This is a genomic window from Flavobacterium sp. ASV13 (genome assembly GCF_000745775.1).
Classification (GTDB): Bacteria; Bacteroidota; Bacteroidia; order Flavobacteriales; family Flavobacteriaceae; genus Flavobacterium.
In genome coordinates this window covers 294,137-320,260 of the sequence record NZ_JQJY01000001.1, presented here as the reverse complement: position 1 = coordinate 320,260, position 26,124 = coordinate 294,137, and the positions used below count along the sequence as shown (strand labels likewise).

The following is a 26,124-nucleotide window of genomic DNA, read 5'->3' as shown; positions in this document are numbered from 1 at the left end:
AAAAAAATGAAGATAGAAAATTATATACGTGATATTCAAGGTTTTCCAAAAGAAGGAATTTTGTTTAAAGATATTACTCCGCTCTTAAATGACCCAATTGCAAGACAAGAATGCCTTTCGGTTTTGGTAAATTCTTTAAAAGATCAGAAAATTGATAAGGTTGTTGGCGCAGAAAGCCGAGGTTTTTTCTTCGGAATTTTATTAGCTCAGGAATTAAATGCTGGTTTTATTCCGGTTCGTAAACCTAAAAAACTGCCTTATGAAACAATTGCAGCTTCTTATGAACTTGAATATGGTACAGACAGCTTAGAAATGCATACAGATGCCATTAAAAAAGGAGACCGTATTTTAATTCATGATGATGTTTTGGCAACCGGCGGCACTGCAAAAGCCGTTTGCGAATTGGTAGAACGTTTAGGAGGCGAAATCGTACAATGCAATTTTCTGATGGAATTATCTTTTCTTAATGGTAGAGAAAAAATAAAAGAATATCCGATATTTTCTGCGATTACCTATTAATTTAAACTAGAACGATTTTATTTTTGATTGCGTAAAGTACCAATCCAATTCGGGTTTTGATTTCGAGTTTGTCAAATAGACATTCTCGGTATCCATCAATTGTTTTTGGACTTAAGCACATTTCTGAAGCAATTTCTTTATACGTTTTTTCAGTACAGGCATGTTTTATAAAAACAATTTCCTTTTCTTTTAAATTGATTTTTTTTGAATCGGTATTTGCTTTTTTGACCAGCATGCCTGAAACTAATTCGGTAAAATAAAAACCTTTTTCAATAACAGAAATTATAGCTTCTTTAAATATTTCGGGCGAAGTATCTTTTAGGAGATAACCTTTGGCACCGTTTGTAATCATTTTGATGATGATTTCTTCATCATCATTTACAGACAGTGCAATAACTTTTAAGTCGGGTCTATTTTCTTTAATCCATTTCATTGTGCTTACACCATCTAAAACAGGCATATTCACATCTAATAAAATTAAATCGACATCAGCGTTAGCATGTTCCTGCAAATAGGAAACAAATAATTTACCATTTTCAAAGCGGTTAATTACTTCAAAACCTTTGAAACTGTTGATTAAAAGTTCCAGAGATTGCGAAAAAAGCTGATGATCATCTACAATAATAATTCGGTTTTTAGTGTTAGGTTTCATTGGTTAGGGTTAAGGGGTATTCTAAAGTTACAGTTGTTCCTGATGAATCTGATTCCATAATTAAATTAGCGCCAATCAATTTGGCTCTTAATTTCATGTTGTTTAAACCTATTCCAGAATTTATCTGATTGGCATCATAACCAATTCCGAAATCCTTTATTTCTAATCGGAAAACGGTGTTAACAGTGCTGATGTTTACTTCAAATAAATCACTGTGCGAATGTTTTAAGCTGTTGTGCAATGCTTCCTGAAAAATTCGATAAATGAACAAATCATGTTCTCGACTAATCTTCGGAATTTCACCCGTAAGATTGTATTTATACTGTATGTTTTTCAGTTTTTTTATGCGCTCCAAATCCTGTTTAATGGCTTCGATGAAATTGCTGTGTAGTAAATTGTCTTTATTAATGATTCGGGATAAAATTCTTATTTCATCTAATGATTTGGCGAGTATTTCTTTAAGATCCTGAAGTTCATTGGCTTTAATAGATTTTCCGCTGTCCAAATAGATATTGAGCTGCATAATGCCTACGGAAATGATTTGGCCTATATTATCATGAAGTTCTTTACTTATTTCGCTGAGTGTCTGATCTTTTATCTCAATTCGGGTTTTAATTAATTCCGATTGAAAATAGAGTTCTGACTCCATTTTTTCAACCAAATAAGTGTTTTTCTTTTTAAGGAAATAAAAGAATATCACAAGCAAAATGATCAGTAAAGTTAAAAAAACAATACCTAACGAAATGACTAATAGTTGTATTTCTTTTCGCTCCATAAAAATCCAATAATATAGCAACTCTGCGCTAAAAGGTTTAAAATAAAAACTACTAAACTGAAAACCGATTCATCGTGTTTGATTAAAAACCAATTTAAAGCCAGCATAAAGGGCAAAAAAGGTACATGAAAAACTAATATTCCGAGTATGTACCAAAAAAAGACCGATTTTTTAAAATTCAATATTTTATCCGAATTAAAAATTTCTACCAAATACAAACAGGATAAAATCATAATTAATAATACTCCAATGGCAAAACTGTATGTGTAAGAATGATTTACATCTTCTTTGAAATATAAAATATTCAGAAAAAAGGATAATATGAAAAGTATTAAACTCAGAGAGCCGATTATTTTATGATTTGTTTTAGTTAAAAGGCTTCTTAAGAGCAATATATAGGCAGAAAAACTGACCAGCATATAAAAATTAAAAACATAATAATTCAGTAAACCTGTCCACTCTGTAAAATAATAACCTACTTTTTCTATTATAACAGAAAACCAAATCAAAATTACGAGCGATTTAGCTTTATATCCAGGAAGTTTGTGCCATGAAATCAGGCCTATAATTCCAGAAAATAAAGCTAAATAGAAAATATAAAATCTTAAAAATTCGAACATAATTGTTTAATTAATAGTCTAAGCTAGGCGGTCTTCCGATGCTTCCGTAATTCATTGGTTCAATGCTTGCTATGTCAGAGGTTCCGTCACTCATCAAGGCAAAAGTCTGTATTTCTCCAGCTTTAGGTGTTTTGATTTTTTTGCCCGTTGCGGTTAAAAATACGGTCATCAAACCAGCTTTTTCTTCATATTTTTTATCTTCCGGATATACTCCAAAATAAATCCGAATTCCATTTACATTATAACCTGTTTTTTCTCCTTTAGACTTGATATAATGAATGTAATTTTCGAGTTCTTCCACAGAAAACCAAACGGCATTGGCGTCTTCTTTTTTGATGTATTTAGCAATAATGCTGGCTCTATACTTCATAAAATTCGTGTGTAATTCTTTCGCGAATTTTTTAGTAATCAACTGTGTTGGTCTTCCAGGTTGTCTTTCCATGATTATTAATAGTTTATGGGTTAATTGTTTGGTAAATAGTGTTTTGATAAAAACATTGAGAGCAAAAATATTTTAAACCCCAAAAATTGACAAGGGGAAATGTACCCTTTTTCTTAGGGTAAATTTATTTAAAAAATTGGGTTAAAGTACTGTTTTGTAGTAATTTATAAAAAATCAATTTTACATCGTTCCTTTTTGTGCACAAAATGGATAGGCGAAATCTGAAAAGCCTGTTAAAAGAGTAAGAGTTAATTGTAATACTAAAAATTATGAGTTTATATCATGAAGTTTTTCAGGGAGAATCATTCAGCGAAGACAATTATTTTGAAGCTGTACGATATGTTTTGGGACCAGAATATTCTAATTTAAGCGAAAGTGAATTAGAAGATGTCCTATTGTCACGAGTAGATCAAATGTCTGAAAGTGAAGCAGAAGGATTTTGGTCAAGTTTAGGAAATGTAGCCAGCAGTATTGGTTCTGGAGTTTTGCGCGGTGTTTCTGCCTTAGCTCCAATTGCAGGAACTGCTATTGGTACTTATTTTGGCGCACCTCAAATTGGCGGTGCTGTTGGAGGTTTGGTTAGCAATTTAGCCGGAGCCGGTAGTACGGCTTTAGACAATAGTCGTCAGCCACAACGCAGACCATCTCAGCCACAACAATACAGACCAGCACCACAACAACCACGTAGACCATCACAGCCTTCACCAATTAGACAAGCATGGGGAAATACAACCCGTTATATAGCTGATGCCGGTAGAGCAGCCCTGCCTGCCATTCAGCAATATGTGCAGGATAACCCGGTAGTGCTTCGTCCACAGGCGGCGCAGGATATTGGCAGAGTTCAAGGTTTATATAATCAATTAGGAGGCGTGATAAATAACCCTCAATTTCAGGCAGGTCAGGCACAGCAAAGTTTAGGTACTGCAAGCCCAAATGCACCAATTGAAAGCCACTCTTTTGCCGAATTAATCGAAAGTGTTAATTACTTAACAGAGAATATTTTATACGAATATTACAACGGAGGATTAATTCCGACTGAAGATTATTACGTGGATCAATATGGCCAGTTTGTTGGCACAAATACTCCTAACCGTATCAATAGACTTGAAAATTCTATTGCAAGTTTATAAAACCTAAATGTTATACCAATGGATGCTTATTTAGAATATTTGAAAGAACATAATCCTGAAATGGCTAAATATTTTGAGCTTATGCAGCCCATGATGGAAAAAAAAGAGCCTGAAGAGGAAAAAGAAATCCCAAAAGTTGATTTAGAACTTGAGGAAAGAGTCAAGAAACTAAAAAAAATCAATCATAAACTTTTTACCATAATTGAAGGGCTGAAATTTCAATTGGAATTTGAATTAAATCAAAATGATGATTTAGCAAAAGCTATTGGCGCCTGCACAGAATGTTTTGGAGAAAATCCAGACTGTCCAGAATGCTTCGGCACTGGAAAACCAGGTAACAATGTTCCAGATTTTATTCTTTTCAACAAATATATTCAGCCAGCCATCCAGAAATATAACAAACATTATTTCAACAAAAATTAACCATTAAAAATTAAAATTATGAGCTATTTTGAAAGTTATTTAGACGAAGATTTATTGAATGAAGATTATTTCAACGAAGATCTTTTAAGCGAAGATTTATTAGAAAGTTATGACGAAAGTTATGATGAAGCTGCAAAACGAAGAAGACCTTCAACACGCGGCATTAGACCTAATGTAAGTTCGGCCGTAAAACAAAGATCAAATTTTGGAAAAGCATTGAGCGGAAGAGCTAATGATTATGCTACTAAAAGCGAACTTAAAAAATCATTAGATGCTATTTCTAACCAAGTTAATGAGCTTAAAAAGACATCATTAGCAACAAATAAAGCATTGGTTGCATTAGATCAAAAACATACTGAATTTGCAAAAATCGACGCCCGAAAAGGCGATAACCAGACAAAGGTTTTAAAAAATATGCAAATGATGAGTATGGTGGGATCATTGTTAAATCAGCCAAAATTAAAGGCTGAGAATTTACAATATATTCCGGCTAAAGCGGCGGAAGGTAATAATCCGGCTGTTGAAGCTAAGATTATTGAAAAACCGAATACGAGTGCTATTTATATAGATCCAACTATGTCTTTATTATTGCCAATGATGACTACAATGGGTGATTCTGGCTCTGGAAAATCAGATAATTCAAACATGATGTTGCCATTAGTACTTATAATGTCACAGCAAAATCAAAACAATGCTGGAAATACTAACAATACTATTTTGCCTATTGCATTGATGATGATGATGAATAAGTAAATTATAGAAAGGGCAGTTGATCCTCAATTGCCCTTTAATTTCTATTAACCTTAAAATTATGAAATGATGAATCCATTTAATTTATTAATCAATTATGTGATTGCAAATAGCAGAGCCAGTTTCTACAATGTTTCAGGAAATCAGGAAATTACGAATACAGCACTATTAGCTGGCGTAGTTTCCGAAAATCCATTATTGAGTTATCTACTTATAGAGAACAAAGCTAAAGCCGAAGGAGATAAATTTAATGCTTCAGCTGACGTAACATCTGCTGCAGGAAGTGCTCCGGGTTTACCAGCTCCTAGTACAGCTCCTATAGTAAATCCTCCAACAAATACTGAAACACCAACTAATGGAGCGGCAAATGTTGTAACCTTAGAGAATGTAAGAAACGAGATTTCAATTAGCAATAATCTCTTAAAAGAAGAGATCGCTAAAATTGCAGCAAGCAATAACGCAGAATTGACTAAAGCAATTGTAGAAAAATTTGATGCTAAAATCGCTTTAATAGAAAAAAGTACTGGTACTCTAAATGACGCTATTCAGGAAATTAAAAGTCGATTGGAAGCATTTTCTAAAGGTGTTCCAGCTCCAGATAGTGTTTCTAATCAAAAAGCACCAGCTAAAAACGAAAAGAGATGAAAACTGCAGCAACTGACCAAGAAAGCGTGCGTTTAAACAGAATTGAAGAAAATACAACTCAAATTCTGAAAAAAATAAATGCTATCCGTCCAAGTTTTTATTCGAAAAACCTAAAATTTTCAAAAAAAGCTGAAGAGGAAAAGACAAAGCTGTTTCAGGAATTAATTCCGAAAAAGATTTTTTCGATTGATAAAACGCTGGAATTATTGAATAAAATCTTAGCAGATTCTGATTTTTCAAAACTGGATCAAAAAGATCAAAATTTTATTTTAGAATTAAAAAATATTGATCTTAAAAATAGTCATTATGTAAATGAAATAAACAGTTTTGTATTGCAAGGAAATGAGTTGGACGTAGTCTTCAATTCTTTGGCTGAAGAGATGCTTTATTTCAATTATTTAAATTCTGAGCTTTTTGAAATTGATGGTAAGTTAATTACAATTCGTTTACACCACTAAATTCGAGAATATGGATCCAAGACTCAAAGTTATATTATATGGTAATCCAGACGAAGAATTATCACTTTTAATGCGTTTAGAAAAAGAAAAAGATTATCCTGATCATTGTAAAATTATTTCAGATTTTGGCAAGGTCGTGAGTATTAGAACACAACGACGATTTTTATGTTCGATTTACAACAGTAAAAAGGTAAAAAGCCTTAAAGCTCCAAGTGTTGTTCCTGCAAATGATAATGCTGAACTTGCTCCTGAAACCCAAATTCTAGACAGAAAAAATGATGTTTTAGACGACGGTGTTTCAAATGTTGTATTCGGAATTATTGATTTTGGATTTGATTTTACTCATCCGGATTTTATAAGCAATGGAAAAACGCGTTTCGAGAAAATTTGGGTACAATCTGATCGCTATGACGGAAATAGATTTGGTTATGGCAGAATCATTACAAAAGTACAGATAAATGAAGCTTTATTAGATGAGTTTCCGTTCAAAAAACTAGGTTATCATCCTGGAAAATCAGATTTATTTGGAAATGGAACACACGGTACGCATGTACTCGGAATTGCTTGTGGCAATGGAGCTGTAGCGCCAAAAAGTTTCGCTCCAAATGTGCCAATAATAGCTGTTGATATGGGAACTAATCTAGTTAACGGATCTAATTTGTCATTAGGCGATTCTGTAAAAGGCGCCGAAGGCTTGTGTTTGATTACGAATGAAGCTGGAGAAAGACCTTTGGTAATCAATATGAGTTTAGGCGGTCATGGCGATGCGCATATGGGAAAAACTTTGTTTGAACAAATCATCGATCATATTGTAACGACACGTAAAGGAACGGCGATTGTTCAAAGCACAGGAAATTATCACCAGTCAAATGCTCATACCTACGGGGATATCAAATTGAATCAGAAAATTAAAATTCCGTGGATGTTTAAAAAACACGATCGAACGCCCAATGAAATGGAAATTTGGTATCATGGAGACGATATTTTAAGCGTTGATATTTATGATGATAATATGAAATTGCTGCTTTCGTCAACTCCTTTTAAAGATGAATTAATTTTAAAAGATAATGATGAAGTCGGAATCTGTCTGCATAGATGCAACGAACCAAATACAGGAAAAAATCAAATCAATATTTTGGTTAATGGTAAATTAAATTCAAAATTTTGGACTATTGAATTAGTGGGAAGAACTGTAAAAAATGGACGTTATCATTGTTACATAGAACGCGATGATGGTGGACAATCCATATTTTTGCCTGCAATTGCTAATAAAACCCACACCACAAATTCAATCTGCAATTCAAAATATAGTATTGTTGTTGGCGCTTATAACCAGAATGATGACACAAAACCTATTTTGTCTTTCAGCAGTTCCGGCCCAACAGCTGATGGACGCATGAAACCAGAACTTGTTGCACCCGGTTTTAAAATAAAATCGTCCTGTTCATCCTCAAGCAGAGAAAACAGAGCATCAAACAAGCTAACTTCTAAAAGTGGTAGTAGTATGGCGGCGCCTTATGTAGCTTCTTTAGTAATGAAAATTCTAGAGAAAGAACCTGATCTGGATATTTTTTCAATTCGCAAAAAACTATTTAAAGCCTGTGATGCTGCTTCTTTTAAAGAAAATAATTTTGAGGTTTTTAGAGCAGGACACGGCTATATCAATCCAAATAAAATAACGTAAATCTGGAATACTATGGAAAATTTAGTTTCGAATCCCTCAGTTATAAATCAAAATTCCCCTGCAATAAGTGCACTTTTGAGCAGTGTAGGATTAAATGCAGTAAACAATAGATCTGATGTATTGCAAATACAAAATTATTTAAAAGCACTAGGTTATCCCGTGCCAACCAGCGGAAGTATAGTAAATAATCAAACGGATAGCACCATTATTTCTATTCTCAATTTTCAGGCAAATAATAGAATTCAGGTCACTGGGAATATTAATCCGGGTGATGTGACTTATAATACCCTGAAACAACTGAATAGTGTGAATACCTCGCTGGTTGAATCGGAAGACGAATCCCTGCATCAGCCATTCTTGACCAATTCATTTTTGTTTAGAAGAAATGCCGGAAACGCAAATACATTGAATGTTATTTTTGAAGGTGATTCCTGGCTGGATTATCCTGTTCCGACAATTTTGGATTTGTATGATACTATTACAGATCGAAATCAAAGACTCAATTTAAACTGTTTGCATTTAGCGAAATTTGGAGAGACAACTTCCCAGATGTATGCTGACAGAGCTCATTTTGTGCAATATGTAAGCGGTTATCGCATAGACCGAATTTATTTTAGCGGAGGCGGAAATGATGTTTTCCCGCAACTTGGCAGAATATTAAACTCCGGAATTACTTCTTTTGATCCAAGTTTCTTTACAGATCAGGCAAAACTCACTGAACTAAGAAGTTTGTCTGGCGATGCTTTGTATCAAAAATGTATTTTATATAAAAGATATTTAAATACAACTACTTTCGATCGTGCGCTTTTTAATTCAGTTAATCTAAATTCAATTTTCAGCACAATTATGCGAAATTATCTGGGTTTTGGAAGTATTATAAATGCACATTCAACCCCAAATACCATATTTTACATGCATACTTACGATTATCCGTTATTCAAACTTGGCGTAAGACCGTCGATTGTTGGTGTTGATTTGCCTTTGGGACCTTGGATAAAACCTGTTTTTGATCGTTTAGGAATTGCCGATGAAATTTTAAGAGCATATATTATTATCCGATTATTGGATAAGTTTTATGCTCTTTTATGTCAAATCAAAAATCATTTTGCGTATTATGGTTATCGCTTTCAAAGCAGAATCATAGATTACCGCGGTTTATTGAATTCATCAGAACTTTGGAGAGATGAAATTCATCCAAACTCGGCAGGAGCGAGGAGATTATCAACGCGCGTAACGTTTTAAAATAGAAAAACCCGACTTTTGAAGGTCGGGTTTTTTATTAAATAACTTTTTTTATCTTAAGCTTGCACCAAGCTCAGTTTCAAAAGTTTGCTGCAATTTCGACATGATCTTGTCAATTTGAGCATCTGTAAGTGTTTTAGTATTATCCTGAATCGTAAAACTTAAAGCGTACGATTTTTTTCCTTCTGGCAGTTTATTTCCTTCATAAACATCAAATAAATTGATGTCTTTTAAAAGTGATTTTTCAGTCTGTTTTGCCAAATTGAAGATGTTTTCGTAAGTTGTAGCTTGGTCAATCAACAATGCTAAATCTCTTCGTACTTCAGGATACTTCGGAATTTCAGTATATTTAATTTTACCAGTGATAATTTTCAGAATTAAATCCCAATTAAAATCAGCATAATAAACATCTTGTTTGATTCCGAAATTCTTTAAAATTGATTTTTTTACTACACCCATTTCTACTAAAGTATCATTGTTGTAGCAAATGGCAGTTCCTTCAGAAAAAATATCAGACTGAACTGGAGCATTTGAAATTTTCTCAATTCCCAAACGAGCTAAAACTGCTTTTACATATCCTTTTAATAAAAAGAAATCTGTTGTTTTCTGAGGATTTGTCCAGCTTTCTTTGTTTCTGTTTCCAGAAACCAATAAAGTCAGGTGTTTGTGTTCCTCATATCCAGTAAGGTATTTATGATATGTTTTTCCGAATTCAAATAATTTTAAATCAGAATTCTTTCTGTTAATATTATATGAAATAGCCTCTAATCCAGAAAACAACAATGATTGACGCATCGTTGACAAATCACCACTCAAAGGATTCAGCATCGTTACATTATGTTCTTCTTTTAACGAAGCCGAAAGTTTTGCGTAAGCTGCCGTTGTCAAAGAGTTGGCCATCATTTCATGGAAACCTTGAGAATTCAACTGCGAAGCAATTACGTTTTGTACTTTGTAATCTTCAGTTCTAGGTGAATTTGCTACAGTTGCATTGAATTTTTTAGAAAAATTAATGTTGTTATAGCCATAAACACGCAGGATTTCTTCAATTACATCAATTTCACGCTGAACATCTACACGATACGCAGGAATAGTCAATCCTAAACCAGAATCTGAAACGCTGTTGACTTTGATGTCTAATGAAACTAATATTTTTTTGATTGTATCTTTCGGAATTTCCTGCCCAATGATTTTTGAAACATGACTGAAATTCAATAAAACTGAAAAATCTTCTACTTTTTTAGGATATACTTCAACCACATCAGATGTGATTTTTCCACCTGCTACTTCCTGAATTAAAAGAGCAGCACGTTTTAAAGCATATTCTGTAATAGTTGGATCAATTCCTCTTTCAAATCTAAAAGAAGCATCTGTGTTTAATTGATGTCTTTTTGCCGTTTTACGAATGCTTACTGGATCAAAATAAGCACTTTCTAAGAAGATTGTAGTTGTTCCGTCTGTTACGCCTGATTTTTTTCCTCCAAAAACTCCTGCAATACATAATGGACCTTTTTCATCACAGATCATTAAATCTTCTTTGTGCAATGTTCTTTCAACATCGTCTAAAGTGATGAATTTTGTTCCTTCCGGAAGTGTTTTTACAATTACTTTTCCGTTGATTTTTGCAGCATCAAAAGCATGTAAAGGTTGCCCTAATTCGTGTAAAACATAATTAGTAACATCGACAATATTGTTTTTTGGAGTCAATCCAATCGCTTTTAGTCTGTCTTGAAGCCATTTTGGAGATTCCTGAACGGTAATTCCAGAAATGGTTACACCACAATATCTTGGAGCTAAATGCGAATCTTCAACGTTAACATCAATTTTTAATGTACGCATATCGACTCTAAAATTACTTACAGATGGTGTAATTAGTTCAACGTTTACACCACGTTGCAACATTCCAGCTCTTAAATCACGTGCAGTTCCGTAATGACTCATCGCATCAGCACGATTTGGCGTTAAGCCAATTTCGAAAACTTCATCATTTGCAATTTTAAAAACTTCTGCAGCTGGAGTTCCAGGAACTAAAGTTTCATCAAGAACCATAATTCCGTCATGGCTTGTTCCAAGTCCTAATTCATCTTCAGCACAAATCATTCCGTGGCTTTCCTGACCGCGAATTTTTCCTTTTTTAATAGTAAATTCTGCTCCTTCTTTATCATATAAAACAGTACCAATAGTAGCAACAGGAACTTTTTGACCAGCTGCAACGTTTGCCGCACCGCACACTATCTGTACAGGAGCTTCTAAACCAATATTTACAGTTGTTACTTTTAGTCTGTCAGCATCTGGGTGTTTTTCGCAAGTAAGAACATGACCAACAACAACTCCTTCCAATCCACCTTTTATAGATTGGTATTTTTCAACTACTTCTACTTCCAGGCCTAAATCTGTAAGCAATTCCGAAGTTTGTTCTGAAGTCCAGTCTGTTTTAATAAATTGTTTTAGCCAGTTGTAAGATATTTTCATGTTAGTTTTATTATTCTTGTATGAGGATGTAAATATAAGGATTGATCGGCGGAGTTGAAAACAATTTTTTTGTTTTTTGATTAGGGTTTGTTTTCAAAAATAAAACAGGCTTTATTTTAAATAATAAGCAAAAAAAAGAGAGAATAACGTCTCTCTTTTTTTTAATTTTAAATTTATTCTGTAGTGCATACTCCCGCATGTACAATTATCCAAAGACTTCCATCTCCGTTATGAGATAAGGTGTAACTATCGGTAGTAACGTTGTTTAATACGTGTCCATTACCATATTGTCCCGGAGCAGCAGTAATTGGTGGGAAATTTGAGATATACACATGTGTTTCTGTTAAAACAGTTCCAGGATGTGTTGTATTGATTGTAACGGTGATGTTACCGTCTAGTATGACTATTGTAACTGTTCCTGCCAAATATCCCTTTGTAATATCATTTTGTCCAGCACCGGCATATAAATTGGCTGTGTAGCTGCCGTTTTGAACAGGGAAAAATTCTTGAGCCCAGCCCCATTTATCAGAAATTCCTAAATCTATGAATGTATTATTTCCAAACATATAAGCGGTATCGCAAGTTGTAACAGGTGGTGGTGTATTGCAGTTTCTTAAGCAGTAATTAAAGTAGGTTGCCCAGTTTTTGCCGGGAAATTTAATATCTCCAGCCCATCCGGTTTCAGTACCTACTGTTGTTCCGTTTACAATATTTTTCATGCTGGAATGAGCGGCAATAAACAGGCATTTATTTGAATCTAAAACTATTGACGAAAGTGGAATTGTAAAAGTGTACGTTTGAACTAAGGGATTAAAGCTTTTTTTGTATGGAAATTTTCCAGGAATTGGATTTCCATTTGTTACAGGAACATTGGCATATGGACCAACATATAAATGCATTTCGCTAAAATACCAGTTTGGCAGTGCAGTGTATGTCACATAAAGGTTTGTGGCATCATTTTCAACTAAGATTTTTCCCGAGTTCGTAAATTGCCCGGCCATAATATTAATTGAAATAGGATCACATTCTGAATAAGTTCCTTTTGCAGTTAGAGAAGAACTATTCGTTTGTTCAGCTTCGGTTTGCATGTCAGTGCTTAAAGGTTCAGTAGTGCAATTGACAATTAGAAAAGCAAAAACCATGAGTAAAATAATTTTTTTCATAGTAACAAAATTTAAGTTAGTAATAAGAAAAAATTAGATGCAACCCAAAAAGAGGCGGTTTAAATTGCTAATACAAAGTTTATGGCAAAATTTTAACATTTCAAAGAATAGTCGTTCATTGAAATGTTTTATTGGTTAAACGGTTTTAATGTAAGGATTTGATTGCGAATACAGTGTTGACTAGATCAATTCTTCAACATGTTTTTTGATATTCTCTGATATTTTTTTGATTGGCAAATCGTTCTCATCATCTCCAAAAGGATCTTCAATTTCTTCGGCAATTAATTCTAAACTGGCCAAAACATAAAAGATAAAAACAACTACAGGAACAACATAATAACCCAAACTCAAGGAATAACCAAAAGGCAAAGTCATAATATAAAAGAAAATAAATTTCTTTATAAAAGCGCTGTAAGAGTAGGGAATAGGAGTGTTTTTTATGCGTTCACAAGCACCACAGATATCTGTAAAAGCAACTAATTCAGCGTTTAAAATGATAAGCTGGTCTCCGGTTATTTTTTTTGATTCATACAAAGCATTTATTTTATTGTACATCATTTGCTTTACCTGATTAGGCTTGTGTTTATGATGATCCAATTCTAAATCAACGTCTTCAAAAAGCTGTTTTGCAGTTTCAGAGTTGTTTAAATGTTTGTATAAAATAGAAGCGTATCCAGGAATAAACTTTCTGAAAAACTTTCGGTCATTTTCATCTTTTAAAATAGCCGAAAGTTTTATCGCAAAGTTACGGCTGTTATTGACTAAGCCACCCCATAATTTTCGGGCTTCCCACCAGCGGTCGTATGCAGTATTTGTTCTAAAAACCAATAAAAGTGAAATCACAAAACCTAATATTCCGTGCATTACGGGAATATTTTTAAGATAATGGTTTTCATCAATTCCAAAATAAATTACTTCAACATAACCTACAATGCCGGCATAAATACCAATGCCAATCATTACAGGAAATAATTGCCTGATAGTGTCTGATTTATGAAAATGAAAGATAAAACTAAACCATTCTTTTGTATTGTATGCGATCATTTATATTTGTTTTTTGAAACAAATTTAAATTAAAAATTAATATTTCCGGCTAATTCTCTCAAAGCAATTTCAGATAATTTTGCTTGATATTGAGCATTGCTGTAACGCACTTTTGCGTTGACATAATTTAATTGTGCCGTTCTGAAATCAAGCGTTGTGATAGTTCCGATTCTGAATTTATCTAATGTAATATCTAAGTTTTGTTTGGCAATTGTTACATTATCTTCTTCTAAATCAATTAATTCTAAGTTTGTTTGGTAAGTTTGAAATGCGGTGCTCAATTGTGTGTCTAAAATCATATTTTGCTGATCAATAGCAATCTGTGAATTTTCGATTTCCATTTTAGCGACTTTTTCATTTCTGTGCTGATTCAAACCATCAAATATATTTAATCTTGCATTAAAGCCGTAATTAAAACCTTTTGAAGATGATTGGCTTGTAAAACCCAAACTTGACTGATTTTCAGAAAAATTATATCCAGATGTTAAGTTAACAACAGGATAACGGTCTGCTTTTATTTGTTTTAACTGTAATTCAGCTATTCGTTTATTAATAATTTGAGCTTCTACAGCAGGATTTTGTTTATGTGCCAAATCAGACAATTCAGCTAGATTCATTGCATTATCAACCGTAACTAAATCGGTTACAGTGAAATCAATTTTAGGGTCACGTGCTAAATATTGATTCAGTAATATTTTAGAATTTGCGTATGTTTCTTTTTGGCGTAATAAAGCAACCTGATCTGAATTTAGATCGACTTGAGCATTTAAAACCTCTAATTTTGAAGCTTTTCCAATACTAAAACGGTTTTGTGCCAATGTTAATCTTTGCTTAGAAATTACTATTGTGGTATCTAAAGCAGCCAATTGATGCTGTTGTTGTACAAGATCATAATAAGCCGAATTTACCTGTACAATTTTGATTAAAACGGTTCTTCTTAATTCAGAATCACCTAAATTTTGAAGTTCTTTTAATTGATCCAGACGCGCAAACATTTTCATTCCGTCGAAAACAGTCCAGTTTAAGCCAACTCCATAAGTTAAAGTATTGTTTTTTGCATTGTTTAATGAAGTTGAAGTTCCGTCCTGACGTGTTTGCGATGAATTTGTAACGCTATTATTATCGTTTACTGTAGCTGCTAGAGTTGGAAGTAATCCTGCATTTCCAATTGTAACATTTGTTTCGCTAATTTTCGAATTATTCTTTGCAATTCTAATTTCAAAGTTGTTTTCTAAAGCAATTTTGGTAGCATCTTCAATAGTCAAAACTCCTTGCGCATTTGTTTTTACAATGCAAAAGAAGAGAATTAGTAAAGTGCCGTATATATTTTTAATATTCATATTTATATTCTTTTACCAGAAAATCATGAATCTTACAAAGTGTAAAATTCATGATTTTTTGGCTGCTATTTTATACTTTCTTTTTCGTATTCGTCGATATGATCAAATTCTGGATAATGTTTTCTTTGTTTTGACCACATTAAATAAATGGCAGGAATTACAAAAAGTGTCAAAGCAAGAGAGAAAATGGTTCCTCCAACAATTACAACTCCCATACCAATTCTACTTGTAGAAGCTGCTCCAAGTGACATCGCAATTGGTAAAGCTCCTAAAGCAATAGCTAAACTGGTCATCAAAATTGGACGTAAACGTGCTTCTGAAGCTTCTAAAATGGCTTCTAATTTCGGCTTGCCTTGTTCTCGAAGCTGATTTGCAAATTCGACGATCAAAATACCATTTTTAGTTACTAACCCAATAAGCATTACCGTTCCAATCTGGCTGAATATATTCCACGTTTGGTTGAAAAGCCATAATGAAAATAAAGCTCCCGCCACAGCCATTGGCACAGTTAAAATAATGATAAACGGATCGATAAAACTTTCAAATTGTGCTGCTAATATTAAAAAGATTAAAAGCAATGCCAATCCAAAAGCGAAAGACGTATTCGAACTACTTTCTACGAAATCTCTAGATTCTCCACTTAAATCAGTTGTGAAACTTTCGTCCAAAACTTTTGCTTTGATACGATCCATTTCCTGAATACCGTCGCTGATACTTTTTCCTGGAGCTAAACCTGCAGAAACTGTAGCCGACATATAGCGATTATTGTGGTACAATTGTGGTGGATTACTTTGTTCTTCAACATCAACTACGTTGTCCATCTGAATTAATTCGCCTTTGTTGTTTTTAACGAACATTGAAGTTAAATCCAAAGGTTTTGAACGGTCTTTTTGATCAAATTGACCAATAACCTGATATTGTTTTCCATTTTTGATAAAATAACCAAAACGTTGTCCGCTCAAAGAAAGTTGCAATGTTTGAGCAATATCTAAAATAGAAATTCCTAAACTTTCGGCTTTTTCACGATTGATGCTAACATTGATTTCAGGTTTGTTGAATTTTAAGTTTACATCTGTTGTTGAGAAAACATCGCTTTTACCAACTTCTTCCATGAACAATGGAATTTTTTCTCTTAATTTTTCAAAATTCGGAGCCTGAATAACATACTGAATTGGTAAACCTCCACGTCTGTTTACAGCAATTGTAGGCTGTTGAAGAACGGCAGTTTTAGCTTCGGGATATCTTTTAGTCCATTTTGTTAATTTATCAGCAATGTCTTTTTGTGCAGCTTTACGTTCATCTGGTTCTTTCAATGAAAGTCTGATAAAACCTGTATTCGTTGCCGAAGCTCCAAAACCAGGCGCAGTAATAACCAAACTCACTTTTTTCTCCGGAATAGAGTCATCAACTAACTTTGAGATTTCCTGCATAAAACGATCTGTATATTCGTATGATGAACCCTCTGGAGTTGTCATACGCATTGTTACAGAACTTCTGTCGTCAAGTGGAGCAGTTTCTTTTGGAAGAATTGTAAAAAACAAATAAATCAATCCAAAACAAACGATTAGAATTGGGAAACTGATCCATTTTTTATCCATGAATTTTGAAAGTGATTCGGCATAACTGCTGTTCATCTTTTCAAAAAATGGTTCGGTTTTAATATAGAATTTTGATTTTTTCTGCTCTCCGCCTTTCATTAAATAAGCGTTCAACATTGGCGTAAGCGTTAAAGATACAAATGCAGAAATTAATACTGCTGCACCAATTACAACCCCAAATTCCCTAAAGAGTCGGCCTACGAAACCTTCTAAGAAAATTACAGGAAGGAATACCGCAGCCAATGTTACCGAAATCGAAATTACAGCGTAGAAAATTTCATTTGAACCTTTGATAGCAGCTTCAATTGGAGACATTCCTTCTTCCACTTTTTTGAAGATATTTTCGGTAACAACAATACCGTCATCTACCACCAAACCTGTTGCTAATACAATTGCTAATAAAGTCAGTACGTTGATTGAGAATCCAAAAAGCCACATTATAAAGAACGTAGCAATCAATGAAACCGGAATATCAATCAAAGGTCTAAATGCAATCGCCCAGTCTCTAAAGAAAAGGTAAATAATGATGATTACCAGAATAATTGAAATCCCCAGTGTTTCAGCAACTTCAAGAACTGATTTTTTTACGAAAATAGTATTGTCAAGCGCAATATTTAGTTTGATATCTTTTGGAAGATCTTTTTTTAAGGCTTCATATTTTTTATAAAATTCTTTTGAAATATCAAGATAGTTTGCACCAGGCATTGGAACAATTGCTAAACCAATCATTGGCAAACCAGACTGACTTAATTTTGTTTCGATATTTTCTGGTCCTAATTCAGCTCCGCCAATATCGCTGAAACGAACAATTTTATCTCCATCGGTACGAATAATAATATTATTGAACTCTTCTGGCTTAGATAAATTTCCGATTGTTTTTACGGTAAGTTCTGTATTATTTCCAGTCAGTTTTCCTGATGGAAGTTCAACGTTTTGAGCGTTTAAGGCAGTACGTACTTCTGCAACCGTGCAGCCATATGCAGCCAGTTTTGCCGGATCGATCCACAAACGCATTGCGTAACGTTTTTGTCCCCAAATTTGCACGCCACTTACGCCTGGAATAGTTTCTAAACGTTGTGAAATTACGTTTTCGGCATAATCACTTAATTCAAGTGAATTTCTTGAATCACTTTGAACTGTCATCGAAATAATGGCATCACTATCCGCATCGGCTTTTGATACAACTGGAGGTGCGTCAATATCCTGCGGTAAACTTCTGATGGCTTGTGAAACTTTGTCACGAACGTCATTTGCCGCTTCTTCTAAGTCTTTATCTAAATTAAATTCGATTGTAATATTGCTGCTTCCCTGATTACTTGAGGAAGTAATATTTCTAATTCCGTCAATAGCATTTACAGCTTTTTCAAGAGGTTCTGTAATTTGCGATTCAATAATGTCTGAATTGGCTCCGGTATAATTTGTTCTGATTGAAACTTGCGCCGGGTCAATAGAAGGGAATTCACGAACACCCAAAAAGGTATAACCAATGAAACCGAACAGAATAATCAAAAGATTCAGTACAATCGTTAAAACGGGTCTTCTTATACTTGTGGTTGATAAACTCATATATACTTTTATGATTTTAGATTTTAGATTTCAGATTTATTGCTAAATTTTACTGATATCTTTAAATCTATATTTTAGTCTTGCGACTTTATGACTATTTCACGATAACTTTAATTGGTGCTTCATTTTTTAGAGACATTACACCGCTTGTTACGAGAGTATCACCAGCTTTTAGTCCTGATAAAATCAAGATTGACGAATCTGTACGAGTAGTTGCTTCAACCATAACTTCTTTCGCTTTTCCCATATCTGAGATGTAAACTTTTTTTCCACTTTGTACAGGAACAATAGCTTCAGACGGAACTACAATAGCATCTTTAATAATGTTTAAAGGAAGTTTTACATCGGCAAATGTTCCCGGGAAAAGTTTTCCATCAATATTATCTGCAATCGCGCGAATTTGCAAAGTTCTTGTTGCTACAGCGATTTCTGGTTCTATTGCATATATTTTAGCTTTGTAAACCTTGTCTGAACCAGAAACGGTGAAGTCAATGTTCGATCCATTATTTACTTGTGTAGCATATTTTTCAGGAATTGAAAAAGTGATTTTTAATTTTCCAGTGTTTACTAATTTCGCTACTAAAATTGTTGGTGTAATGTAAGTTCCCGGAGAAATATTACGCAAACCAATTTTTCCTGAAAAAGGAGCTTTTACTGAAGTTTTCGAAATTTGCGCTTTTATTAATTGTGTTTGTGCTTTTGCTGAAGCATAATCTGCGTTTGCTACATCAAATTCTTCCTGACTGATGGCTTCTTTTTGAAGAAGTAATTTTGCTCTTCTTTCGTTTTCACCAGCTAAACCTTCTCTGGTTTGTGCCTGACGAAGCTGAGCTCTTAGTTCAATATCATTAACTTTGAAAAGTACTTGGCCTTTATTTACATAACTTCCTTCATTGAAGTAAATGCCTTCAACAATTCCCGAAACTTCACTTCTGATTTCAATTTGTTCATTTGCCTCAATTGATCCTGACAAAGATAAATTGTTATCAAAAGTGGCTGTTTTTACAACAATACCAGTAACAGTTGTTGGCTTGTCTTTGTCACCAGACTTTTTTGATTCGTCATTTTTGCTTTTATTGGACATTACTCTGTAAGCAATGAATCCTCCTAAAACAATAATAATCAAGGCATAAATTAGGTTTTTTACTTTCATAAAATTAAAGTGATATATTTTTTGGGTTTTTGTTTTTGTAGCTAACAAATTTAACTTTTTGATGCGAAAACGAAAGAGCTTACTCTTAATTTAACATTTGTATGTACAAGTTTTTACTTAGCTGCGAGGTTTAGACTATTTTTCTTTACAATGGTTTAACGCTGTTGAGAAAAAATATCAATTTTCATTCTTAAAATTAGCTTTTAATCTGAACTTGTGGTTTTTATCTAAAAATAATAATTTTAAAAGTAGGTTTTTATTTATAAAAAAAGTAAAAATACGCGGAAATAACTACAGAAAAAACGTACAGTATTTTTTTTTGAATGCATTTTATCTGAATTATTTTGTGCTTTATCGATTTTATTTGTAACATTGATAAAGGTTAAACAAAACAACGGTATTTTAGTATGAATTATATCGTTTTTCTGTATTTAGCATTGATATTTGTAGGTTTTTTATTTGTTTAGAGTTGATTTTTTGCGCATTAATAAAATTTCAAAATTAACAACTGTTTATATTTTTGATTCAAAATCTATTTATTTATGAAGAGAAAACTACTTCTTGGTTTATGGCTTTCTTTGCTTTTTGCCGCTATTTCGGTTTTGTTTTGGAAAAATGAATTTCAGTACAGTCTTCCCACACCCATTCCTAAAGATTATGTTGCCGTCGCAACAGGAACTAAAATTGATTTGAAATGTTGTACAATGGATCAAAAACCAGTTTTTATCCATTTTTTTAATCCAGAATGTCCTTGTTCCCGGTTTAATGTTCCTCATGTAAGCGAACTGATAAAAAAATACGGTGACCGCGTTAATTTTAAAATAGTGGTAATTAATAACGAAAAGAGCGTTAGTATTGAAGAAATCCAGAAGAAATTTGATGCTAAGATTCCTGTTTATTTTGATCGGGAAATTGCAAAAAGCGTCGGCGTTTTCTCTACACCGCAGGCCACATTAATAGATAGTTCACAAAAATTATATTTTCGGGGGAATTACAATAAAACAAGATATTGTACCGATTCCGAAACCAATTATGCCCAGCAGGCAATAGAATCTTTATTAAGACATACAAATGCCCCATCATTTGATGCTTTGGCACTAAGAGCGTACGGATGTTCATTACCAAAATGCACTAAATAAATCTAACCCCTTAATTACCTAATTTATGAAAAGAAAAGCTAGTTTGAATGAGCAGGACTACCTGCACAGTTTCATGTCTACAATGACAGAAAAATCGGATACAATTATTAATTATGTTCTTGCGGTCTATTTTCTCCTTGGTATCGCCTTATCTTTTAAATATGACACTTGGGAGATTGGAGCAGGAGTAGGAACACTGAATTTACTGGCTTATTATTCGGCTAAATTTTTTCTTAAAAACTCTAAGTTTTATCAATATGTGCTTTCAGTTGTACTGGCCATTTTTATGGCGCAATACATTTATCAAATGCATGGTTTGTTTGAAATGCACTTTACCGTTTTTGTGGCGAGTACAATTTTAATTATTTATCAAAACTGGAAATTACAAATACCTCTTACTCTTTTGGTTATATTACATCACGGTGCTTTAGCTTATCTTCAAAATTATGTATATAACGATGCAAATGGCTTGCAAATTTATTTTTCGCAGGTGAATTTTGATATGGAAACTTTTTTAGTACATGTTGTATTAGCGGGTGCTGTCTTTTTCATGAACGGATATTGGGCTTATTATTTTAAAGCGCATAGCCAAAATCATATTTCAAAAATCTCTGATGAATATGAATTGGAAAACATCAAATTGGCTTCCGCAAAATTCAGTTCTATGTCGGCTACTAAAGAATATAATGATTTTATTCACAAAACAACTTTAGATTTAAAAATGCCTGTAAGTTCGGTTTTAAAGCTAATTGATGTTTCAAAAGGACATACTGATAACGATCAGCTTTTAAATTATCTGGAAATGATGAAAGAAAGCGCTAAAAAGATTGATGATCTTGTGAATGATATTCATTTTAAGTCAGTTAGTGGAAAAACAAATCCAAATCATTAACTCAAAATTTAATATTACCCGCAACAATGTAAACAGATACTAATTTTAAATGCAGAAAATTTATGGATACCAGAATTACCCGCCCAACGCCATCAGAGAGAGAAGTTGATTGGAATAAAAATAAAATATTACTTAGCAAAACGGACACAAAGGGAACTATTTTATATGCCAATGAAGATTTTATTGACGTATCAGGCTATGATGAATTTGAACTGATTGGACAAGCTCATAATATTATTCGCCATCCCGATATGCCCAAAGTAATTTTTAAATTTTTGTGGGATAGTATCAAATCGAATAAGAATATTCATGCCATCATCAAGAATATGTCAAAAACGGGCAGATACTATTGGGTAATTACCGATTTTAAAATTATAGCCGATTCTGATGGCCAAATAGTTGGTTATTTTGGAACTCGAAAATCTGTTCCAGAAGATATTATAGTCAAATTTATTGAGCCTTTGTATAAAAAGCTTTTGCAAATTGAAGAAGCCAGCGGCATGTTGGCATCTGAAGAATATTTGATTGGTTTTCTGGAAGAGCGCAAAAAAACATATATGGAATATATTGACCATCTTATAGCAACAGGAAAAGATGACAAAAATAAAGTAAGCAAAGGTTTGTTTAGCGGCCTTTTTGAAAAGAAAGAAACTCCTAAAAAATAAGTATGAAATTCAAAAAACTTTGCTGTATCAATCGAAATATTCAACCTTAAATTTGTCCCCCAACAAATCTAATCACCAAGAAAAAATAATAGAATATTTTAAAGTTTGATGCAGTGAAGTTTTTTTTTAAGCTACTAAGGATCTAAGATGCTAAGGTTCTAAGTTTTTTTTAGGATCAAAGTACAAAAGTTAAAATGAAAATAAAATCTCAATGTTATCCTGAGTGAAGTTGAAAGCTAATGGAAAAACTTAGAGCCTTAGTACCTCAGAATCTTAGCATCTTAGATTAAGAAATATAATTCCAAATATTCTTCTTTTTTGTCAATTCAATAAAAACAGCTTTTAGAACGGCATGTTCTGGTTTTTGCAGTGCGCTGTCTTCTTTTAGAATTTTCATTGCATAGTTTCGGGCCAAAGATAAAATATCTCGATCTTTTACGATATCAGCAATTTGCAGATTCAAAACACCACTTTGTTGAGTTCCCATTAAATCACCAGGACCACGAAGTTTAAGATCTACTTCGGCAATTTCAAAACCGTCATTGGTCCCTACCATAGTTTCCATTCGGGTTTTGCTATCGGTACTAAGTTTATGGCTCGTCATTAAAATACAATAACTTTGTTCGGCGCCACGACCAACTCGTCCTCGTAATTGATGCAATTGCGATAATCCAAAACGTTCTGCGCTTTCAATAATCATAACACTGGCATTTGGTACGTTAACTCCAACTTCAATAACGGTTGTTGCAACCATGATATTGGTTTTTCCTTCAGAAAATCGTTTCATTTCAGCATCTTTATCTGCTGGTTTCATTTTTCCATGAAGTATAGAAATCGAATATTGTGGTAGTGGAAAATCTCTCGAAATACTTTCGTAACCGTCCATTAAATCTTTGTAATCCATTTTTTCCGATTCCTGAATCAACGGATAAACAATATAAATTTGTCTTCCGAGCGTAATTTCATCACGAAGGAATTTCCAAACTTTCAATCGGTTTGTATCATATCTATGAACGGTCTGAATAGGTTTTCTGCCCGGCGGTAATTCATCAATTACAGAAATATCTAAATCTCCATATAAACTCATCGCCAAAGTTCTCGGAATTGGAGTGGCGGTCATTACTAAAACATGTGGCGGAATATCATTTTTCTTCCACAATTTTGAACGTTGCTCCACGCCAAAACGATGCTGTTCATCAATAACAGCCAAACCTAGATTTTTAAACTGAACTTTGTCTTCTAATAAAGCATGCGTTCCAATTAAAATTTGCAGGGTTCCGTTTTCAAGTTCTTCATGAATAATTTTTCTTTCAGAAGTTTTAGTCGAACCCGTCAATATTCGGATATTGATATTTAAGGTATTCGCAAATGCCGATAATCCTATGAAATGTTGATTAGCCAAAATCTCTGTAGGCGCCATCAAACAAGCCTGAAAACCATTGTCAATTGCTAAAAGCATACTCATAAAGGCAACAATTGTTTTTCCGGAACCAACATCTCCCTGAAGTAAACGGTTCATTTGAGCGTTGCTTCCCATGTCGGTACGGATTTCCTTGATTACTCTTTTTTGAGCGCCAGTCAAGTCAAAAGGCAAGTGATTTTGATAAAAGTCATTAAATAATTCACCGACTTTAGAAAACGGATGTCCTTTTATTTTATGCTTTCTAATTAAGTTTTTGGTAATTAATTGAAGCTGAATAAAAAACAATTCCTCAAATTTTAATCGGAATTGGGCTTTCGCCAAAATATCAGTGCTTTTTGGAAAATGTATATTAAATAAGGCCGCTCTTTTCGGAATTAATTTCAATTCCTCGATTAAATAAGGAGGAAAAGTTTCGGTAAACAAAGCCTGAGTTTCGATAAACAATTGTTCCATCAGTTTATTGATGGTTCTGTTGGAAATTCCACGGTTGGCAAGTGTTTCTGTAGAAGGATAAACCGGCTGCATGGCTGAGCGAAGACTTCTTTCGTGCTCTGTCAAGAGTTCAATTTCCGGATGTGCCATACTGAATTGACTTCCGTATAAAGAACATTTTCCAAAAATCACTAAAGTTTCATTCAGTTTCAAACTTTCACGAATCCATTTATGTCCTTGAAACCAATTTAGTTCAATTTGCCCCGTATCATCAACGAAACTGGCAACCAGACGTTTTTTGTTTTTGGCAAATTCAACTGTTTTGATATTGATTATTTTTCCAATAATCTGAACTTCTGTTCCTGTATTTTGAAGTTCATTAATTTTATAATAACGGGTTCTGTCAATGTATCGATTCGGAAAAAAATTGACTAAATCTCCATATTTATGAATTCCCAATTCCTTACGAAGCAATTGACCGCGACTCGGGCCAACACCTTTTAAGTATTCGATAGGGGTTTCAAGAAGATTGTTAGACATTTTTTTTAGACTTCTTAGATTATTAGATTTTAGACTGGCTTAGATTTTAGAAAATAGAGCCAAGAAGAAAGAACAAAGACAATTTTTCAGTCTATATTCTTTCTTCTTTGCTCTATTTTCTTTGGAAAGCGAAGATAGATTTTAATTAGGAATTTTGAAAATGAATTATCGTTTTCAAGTGTTTGAATATTAACTTATCGTTAAGTTGTAAAGTCAAGACGCAACTATTTTAAGAAAGTAAAGTCTTATTAATAGTTAACCATCAAAAACTATAAAAATGAAGAAAATTGGACTATTACTTGTATTGTTTGTTTCACTTGTTTCTTGCTCTAAAGATCATGAGGATGAAAAGGTCTCTGTTAATTCGGAATATTATGGAAAATGGGTTCGGGCTTCTAATCCTGCTTACAATAGCATTCCTACTTTAGAGCCTTATTATGTGTTTAAAGAAAATAAAACTTTTGTCAAAACGATACCAAATGAAAAAAATGCCTCTTTTTCAGGTACATTTGAAATAGTAAAAGATGATAAAGGGACGTATTTTGTTCTAACTTATCCAAGCAAAAATGATTGGATATCTACTTGTATAAGTGGTACTTTAATGGAAGCTTTTACATTGAATGAGTATGGCAATTTAGTAGACCAAGCAGGAATGTGTGATCGTTACGGACTATTTATAAAACAAAAATAAAAATGTAAGTTTGTTTACTCTTAAAAGTATTCAATTTTGGTATTGAGTACTTTTTTTAAAACACTTGCAAAAATGAAAACACACTTAGCACTTTTACGCGGAATAAATGTTTCTGGTCACAATATGATGAAAATGGAAGCATTGAAAACCATGCTGGAAAACATCGGATTTCAAAATATCAGAACGTATCTGCAATCTGGAAATGTTTTTGTTGATAGCGAAGAAGAAGCTTCGAAAGTTGGTTTCATGATAAAACAGGAAATTTTTAAGGTTTTTGGACATGAAGTTCCTGTAATTGTCATTGCAAAAGAAGATTTAGAACTGTGTTTTAAAAACAGTCCGTATTTAAAAGAAAAAGATTTAGACACCAAAAAGCTTTATGTTGCTTTTGTTTCGACTGTTTTGAAAAGTGAAAATATAAACGATTTAAAAATCAGTCAGTTTAAACCAGATGAAGCGAGTATTGACGGCAATAGAATATTTATAAAATATGCGGTTGGAGCCGGAAAAACTAGGCTCGAAGGCAAATACATTGAAAAAAAACTGAATGTTATAGTAACAATGCGAAACTGGAATACGGTAACTAATTTGCTGGCAATGTATAATGAATAAAAGAAAAACCGGCACGAATTCACGAATTTTTCTTTTGTTTGATAAATAAAAATT

The 26,124-nt window shown here is 33.3% G+C and carries 24 protein-coding genes; 13 read left to right on the top strand and 11 right to left on the bottom strand.

Going from position 1 to position 26,124, the window contains the following annotated elements:
* Positions 1 to 6: 6 nt before the first annotated feature.
* Positions 7 to 519: an adenine phosphoribosyltransferase gene (locus GQ47_RS01410; protein WP_035643979.1), complete on the top strand. Its 513-nt coding sequence runs from the start codon at positions 7 to 9 to the stop codon at positions 517 to 519.
* A gap of 1 nt (position 520) precedes the next feature.
* On the opposite strand, the gene GQ47_RS01405 is transcribed toward GQ47_RS01410, so the two are convergent.
* From GQ47_RS01405 to GQ47_RS01390, 4 genes are all read right to left on the bottom strand, one after another.
* On the bottom strand, positions 521 to 1,171 hold the full coding sequence (locus GQ47_RS01405) for a response regulator transcription factor (protein ID WP_035643977.1): 651 nt from the start codon (positions 1,169 to 1,171) through the stop codon (positions 521 to 523).
* Positions 1,161 to 1,820 carry a sensor histidine kinase gene (locus GQ47_RS01400; RefSeq protein ID WP_238567931.1) on the bottom strand — a complete coding sequence of 220 codons (660 nt, stop codon included), beginning with the start codon at positions 1,818 to 1,820 and terminating at the stop codon, positions 1,161 to 1,163. The genes GQ47_RS01405 and GQ47_RS01400 overlap by 11 nt, the downstream gene beginning before the upstream one ends.
* Before the next feature lie 98 nt (positions 1,821 to 1,918).
* Complete coding sequence (locus GQ47_RS01395) at positions 1,919 to 2,566, bottom strand: hypothetical protein (RefSeq protein WP_035643973.1); 648 nt, start codon at positions 2,564 to 2,566, stop codon at positions 1,919 to 1,921.
* A 10-nt stretch (positions 2,567 to 2,576) separates the two neighbouring features.
* Positions 2,577 to 3,008, bottom strand: a complete 432-nt coding sequence (locus GQ47_RS01390) for a hypothetical protein (RefSeq protein ID WP_035643971.1) — start codon at positions 3,006 to 3,008, stop codon at positions 2,577 to 2,579.
* A 269-nt stretch (positions 3,009 to 3,277) separates the two neighbouring features.
* On the opposite strand from GQ47_RS01390, the gene GQ47_RS01385 reads away from it, so the two are divergent.
* From GQ47_RS01385 to GQ47_RS01355, 7 genes are all read left to right on the top strand, one after another.
* Positions 3,278 to 4,138: a hypothetical protein gene (locus GQ47_RS01385; protein WP_035643969.1), complete on the top strand. Its 861-nt coding sequence runs from the start codon at positions 3,278 to 3,280 to the stop codon at positions 4,136 to 4,138.
* Positions 4,139 to 4,156: 18 nt separating this feature from the next.
* Complete coding sequence (locus GQ47_RS01380; RefSeq protein WP_035643967.1) at positions 4,157 to 4,561, top strand: hypothetical protein; 405 nt, start codon at positions 4,157 to 4,159, stop codon at positions 4,559 to 4,561.
* A gap of 18 nt (positions 4,562 to 4,579) precedes the next feature.
* Positions 4,580 to 5,314: a hypothetical protein gene (locus tag GQ47_RS01375; RefSeq protein ID WP_035643965.1), complete on the top strand. Its 735-nt coding sequence runs from the start codon at positions 4,580 to 4,582 to the stop codon at positions 5,312 to 5,314.
* 63 nt (positions 5,315 to 5,377) lie between these two features.
* Positions 5,378 to 5,956 carry a hypothetical protein gene (locus GQ47_RS01370; protein ID WP_035643963.1) on the top strand — a complete coding sequence of 193 codons (579 nt, stop codon included), beginning with the start codon at positions 5,378 to 5,380 and terminating at the stop codon, positions 5,954 to 5,956.
* On the top strand, positions 5,953 to 6,414 hold the full coding sequence (locus GQ47_RS01365; RefSeq protein ID WP_035643961.1) for a hypothetical protein: 462 nt from the start codon (positions 5,953 to 5,955) through the stop codon (positions 6,412 to 6,414). Before GQ47_RS01370 ends, GQ47_RS01365 begins: the two co-directional genes overlap by 4 nt.
* A 10-nt stretch (positions 6,415 to 6,424) precedes the next feature.
* A complete protein-coding gene (locus GQ47_RS01360) occupies positions 6,425 to 8,098 on the top strand; it encodes a S8 family serine peptidase (protein WP_035643959.1) in 1,674 nt (557 codons plus the stop codon).
* Positions 8,099 to 8,110: 12 nt separating this feature from the next.
* On the top strand, positions 8,111 to 9,340 hold the full coding sequence (locus GQ47_RS01355) for a peptidoglycan-binding domain-containing protein (RefSeq protein WP_035643957.1): 1,230 nt from the start codon (positions 8,111 to 8,113) through the stop codon (positions 9,338 to 9,340).
* A gap of 51 nt (positions 9,341 to 9,391) precedes the next feature.
* On the opposite strand, the gene pheT is transcribed toward GQ47_RS01355, so the two are convergent.
* The 6 genes from pheT to GQ47_RS01325 all read right to left on the bottom strand — a co-directional run bounded on the left by pheT (position 9,392) and on the right by GQ47_RS01325 (position 19,676).
* On the bottom strand, positions 9,392 to 11,812 hold the full coding sequence (gene pheT, locus GQ47_RS01350) for a phenylalanine--tRNA ligase subunit beta (protein WP_035643955.1): 2,421 nt from the start codon (positions 11,810 to 11,812) through the stop codon (positions 9,392 to 9,394).
* 173 nt (positions 11,813 to 11,985) lie between these two features.
* Entirely contained in the window at positions 11,986 to 12,975 is a 990-nt protein-coding gene (locus GQ47_RS01345; protein ID WP_035643953.1) for a hypothetical protein, read from the bottom strand.
* A gap of 180 nt (positions 12,976 to 13,155) precedes the next feature.
* Positions 13,156 to 14,019, bottom strand: a complete 864-nt coding sequence (locus tag GQ47_RS01340; RefSeq protein WP_035643951.1) for a bestrophin family protein — start codon at positions 14,017 to 14,019, stop codon at positions 13,156 to 13,158.
* A gap of 29 nt (positions 14,020 to 14,048) precedes the next feature.
* Complete coding sequence (locus GQ47_RS01335) at positions 14,049 to 15,359, bottom strand: TolC family protein (protein ID WP_035643949.1); 1,311 nt, start codon at positions 15,357 to 15,359, stop codon at positions 14,049 to 14,051.
* Between the two features lie 65 nt (positions 15,360 to 15,424).
* Positions 15,425 to 18,523 (bottom strand): efflux RND transporter permease subunit, encoded by a 3,099-nt coding sequence (locus GQ47_RS01330; RefSeq protein ID WP_035643947.1) that lies wholly within the window; start codon positions 18,521 to 18,523, stop codon positions 15,425 to 15,427.
* A gap of 94 nt (positions 18,524 to 18,617) precedes the next feature.
* Positions 18,618 to 19,676 (bottom strand): efflux RND transporter periplasmic adaptor subunit, encoded by a 1,059-nt coding sequence (locus GQ47_RS01325; protein ID WP_035645052.1) that lies wholly within the window; start codon positions 19,674 to 19,676, stop codon positions 18,618 to 18,620.
* A 542-nt stretch (positions 19,677 to 20,218) separates the two neighbouring features.
* Between GQ47_RS01325 and GQ47_RS01320 the strand changes: the two genes are divergently transcribed.
* The 3 genes from GQ47_RS01320 to GQ47_RS01310 all read left to right on the top strand — a co-directional run bounded on the left by GQ47_RS01320 (position 20,219) and on the right by GQ47_RS01310 (position 22,372).
* Positions 20,219 to 20,815, top strand: coding sequence for a peroxiredoxin family protein (locus GQ47_RS01320; protein WP_035643945.1), 597 nt, complete (start codon positions 20,219 to 20,221; stop codon positions 20,813 to 20,815).
* A 25-nt stretch (positions 20,816 to 20,840) separates the two neighbouring features.
* The gene (locus GQ47_RS01315) at positions 20,841 to 21,707 is read left to right on the top strand and encodes a hypothetical protein (protein WP_035643943.1); all 867 of its coding nucleotides are present in this window, start codon (positions 20,841 to 20,843) and stop codon (positions 21,705 to 21,707) included.
* A gap of 62 nt (positions 21,708 to 21,769) precedes the next feature.
* Positions 21,770 to 22,372 carry a PAS domain-containing protein gene (locus tag GQ47_RS01310; RefSeq protein WP_035643936.1) on the top strand — a complete coding sequence of 201 codons (603 nt, stop codon included), beginning with the start codon at positions 21,770 to 21,772 and terminating at the stop codon, positions 22,370 to 22,372.
* A gap of 286 nt (positions 22,373 to 22,658) precedes the next feature.
* On the opposite strand, the gene recG is transcribed toward GQ47_RS01310, so the two are convergent.
* Positions 22,659 to 24,767 carry an ATP-dependent DNA helicase RecG gene (gene recG, locus GQ47_RS01305; protein WP_035643934.1) on the bottom strand — a complete coding sequence of 703 codons (2,109 nt, stop codon included), beginning with the start codon at positions 24,765 to 24,767 and terminating at the stop codon, positions 22,659 to 22,661.
* Positions 24,768 to 25,044: 277 nt separating this feature from the next.
* On the opposite strand from recG, the gene GQ47_RS01300 reads away from it, so the two are divergent.
* Together GQ47_RS01300 and GQ47_RS01295 are read left to right on the top strand one after the other, a co-directional pair.
* Positions 25,045 to 25,458 (top strand): hypothetical protein, encoded by a 414-nt coding sequence (locus tag GQ47_RS01300; RefSeq protein ID WP_035643932.1) that lies wholly within the window; start codon positions 25,045 to 25,047, stop codon positions 25,456 to 25,458.
* 72 nt (positions 25,459 to 25,530) lie between these two features.
* Positions 25,531 to 26,070 carry a DUF1697 domain-containing protein gene (locus tag GQ47_RS01295; protein ID WP_035645049.1) on the top strand — a complete coding sequence of 180 codons (540 nt, stop codon included), beginning with the start codon at positions 25,531 to 25,533 and terminating at the stop codon, positions 26,068 to 26,070.
* Positions 26,071 to 26,124: the final 54 nt, after the last annotated feature.

Bases quoted from the DNA above. Each gene is read 5' to 3' on its own strand.
- GQ47_RS01410 (WP_035643979.1), top strand. From the start codon at position 7: ATGAAGATAGAAAATTATATACGTGATATTCAAGGTTTTCCAAAAGAA.
- GQ47_RS01405 (WP_035643977.1), bottom strand. From the start codon at position 1,171: ATGAAACCTAACACTAAAAACCGAATTATTATTGTAGATGATCATCAG.
- GQ47_RS01400 (WP_238567931.1), bottom strand. From the start codon at position 1,820: ATGGAGTCAGAACTCTATTTTCAATCGGAATTAATTAAAACCCGAATT.
- GQ47_RS01395 (WP_035643973.1), bottom strand. From the start codon at position 2,566: ATGTTCGAATTTTTAAGATTTTATATTTTCTATTTAGCTTTATTTTCT.
- GQ47_RS01390 (WP_035643971.1), bottom strand. From the start codon at position 3,008: ATGGAAAGACAACCTGGAAGACCAACACAGTTGATTACTAAAAAATTC.
- GQ47_RS01385 (WP_035643969.1), top strand. From the start codon at position 3,278: ATGAGTTTATATCATGAAGTTTTTCAGGGAGAATCATTCAGCGAAGAC.
- GQ47_RS01380 (WP_035643967.1), top strand. From the start codon at position 4,157: ATGGATGCTTATTTAGAATATTTGAAAGAACATAATCCTGAAATGGCT.
- GQ47_RS01375 (WP_035643965.1), top strand. From the start codon at position 4,580: ATGAGCTATTTTGAAAGTTATTTAGACGAAGATTTATTGAATGAAGAT.
- GQ47_RS01370 (WP_035643963.1), top strand. From the start codon at position 5,378: ATGATGAATCCATTTAATTTATTAATCAATTATGTGATTGCAAATAGC.
- GQ47_RS01365 (WP_035643961.1), top strand. From the start codon at position 5,953: ATGAAAACTGCAGCAACTGACCAAGAAAGCGTGCGTTTAAACAGAATT.
- GQ47_RS01360 (WP_035643959.1), top strand. From the start codon at position 6,425: ATGGATCCAAGACTCAAAGTTATATTATATGGTAATCCAGACGAAGAA.
- GQ47_RS01355 (WP_035643957.1), top strand. From the start codon at position 8,111: ATGGAAAATTTAGTTTCGAATCCCTCAGTTATAAATCAAAATTCCCCT.
- pheT (WP_035643955.1), bottom strand. From the start codon at position 11,812: ATGAAAATATCTTACAACTGGCTAAAACAATTTATTAAAACAGACTGG.
- GQ47_RS01345 (WP_035643953.1), bottom strand. From the start codon at position 12,975: ATGAAAAAAATTATTTTACTCATGGTTTTTGCTTTTCTAATTGTCAAT.
- GQ47_RS01340 (WP_035643951.1), bottom strand. From the start codon at position 14,019: ATGATCGCATACAATACAAAAGAATGGTTTAGTTTTATCTTTCATTTT.
- GQ47_RS01335 (WP_035643949.1), bottom strand. From the start codon at position 15,359: ATGAATATTAAAAATATATACGGCACTTTACTAATTCTCTTCTTTTGC.
- GQ47_RS01330 (WP_035643947.1), bottom strand. From the start codon at position 18,523: ATGAGTTTATCAACCACAAGTATAAGAAGACCCGTTTTAACGATTGTA.
- GQ47_RS01325 (WP_035645052.1), bottom strand. From the start codon at position 19,676: ATGAAAGTAAAAAACCTAATTTATGCCTTGATTATTATTGTTTTAGGA.
- GQ47_RS01320 (WP_035643945.1), top strand. From the start codon at position 20,219: ATGAAGAGAAAACTACTTCTTGGTTTATGGCTTTCTTTGCTTTTTGCC.
- GQ47_RS01315 (WP_035643943.1), top strand. From the start codon at position 20,841: ATGAAAAGAAAAGCTAGTTTGAATGAGCAGGACTACCTGCACAGTTTC.
- GQ47_RS01310 (WP_035643936.1), top strand. From the start codon at position 21,770: ATGGATACCAGAATTACCCGCCCAACGCCATCAGAGAGAGAAGTTGAT.
- recG (WP_035643934.1), bottom strand. From the start codon at position 24,767: ATGTCTAACAATCTTCTTGAAACCCCTATCGAATACTTAAAAGGTGTT.
- GQ47_RS01300 (WP_035643932.1), top strand. From the start codon at position 25,045: ATGAAGAAAATTGGACTATTACTTGTATTGTTTGTTTCACTTGTTTCT.
- GQ47_RS01295 (WP_035645049.1), top strand. From the start codon at position 25,531: ATGAAAACACACTTAGCACTTTTACGCGGAATAAATGTTTCTGGTCAC.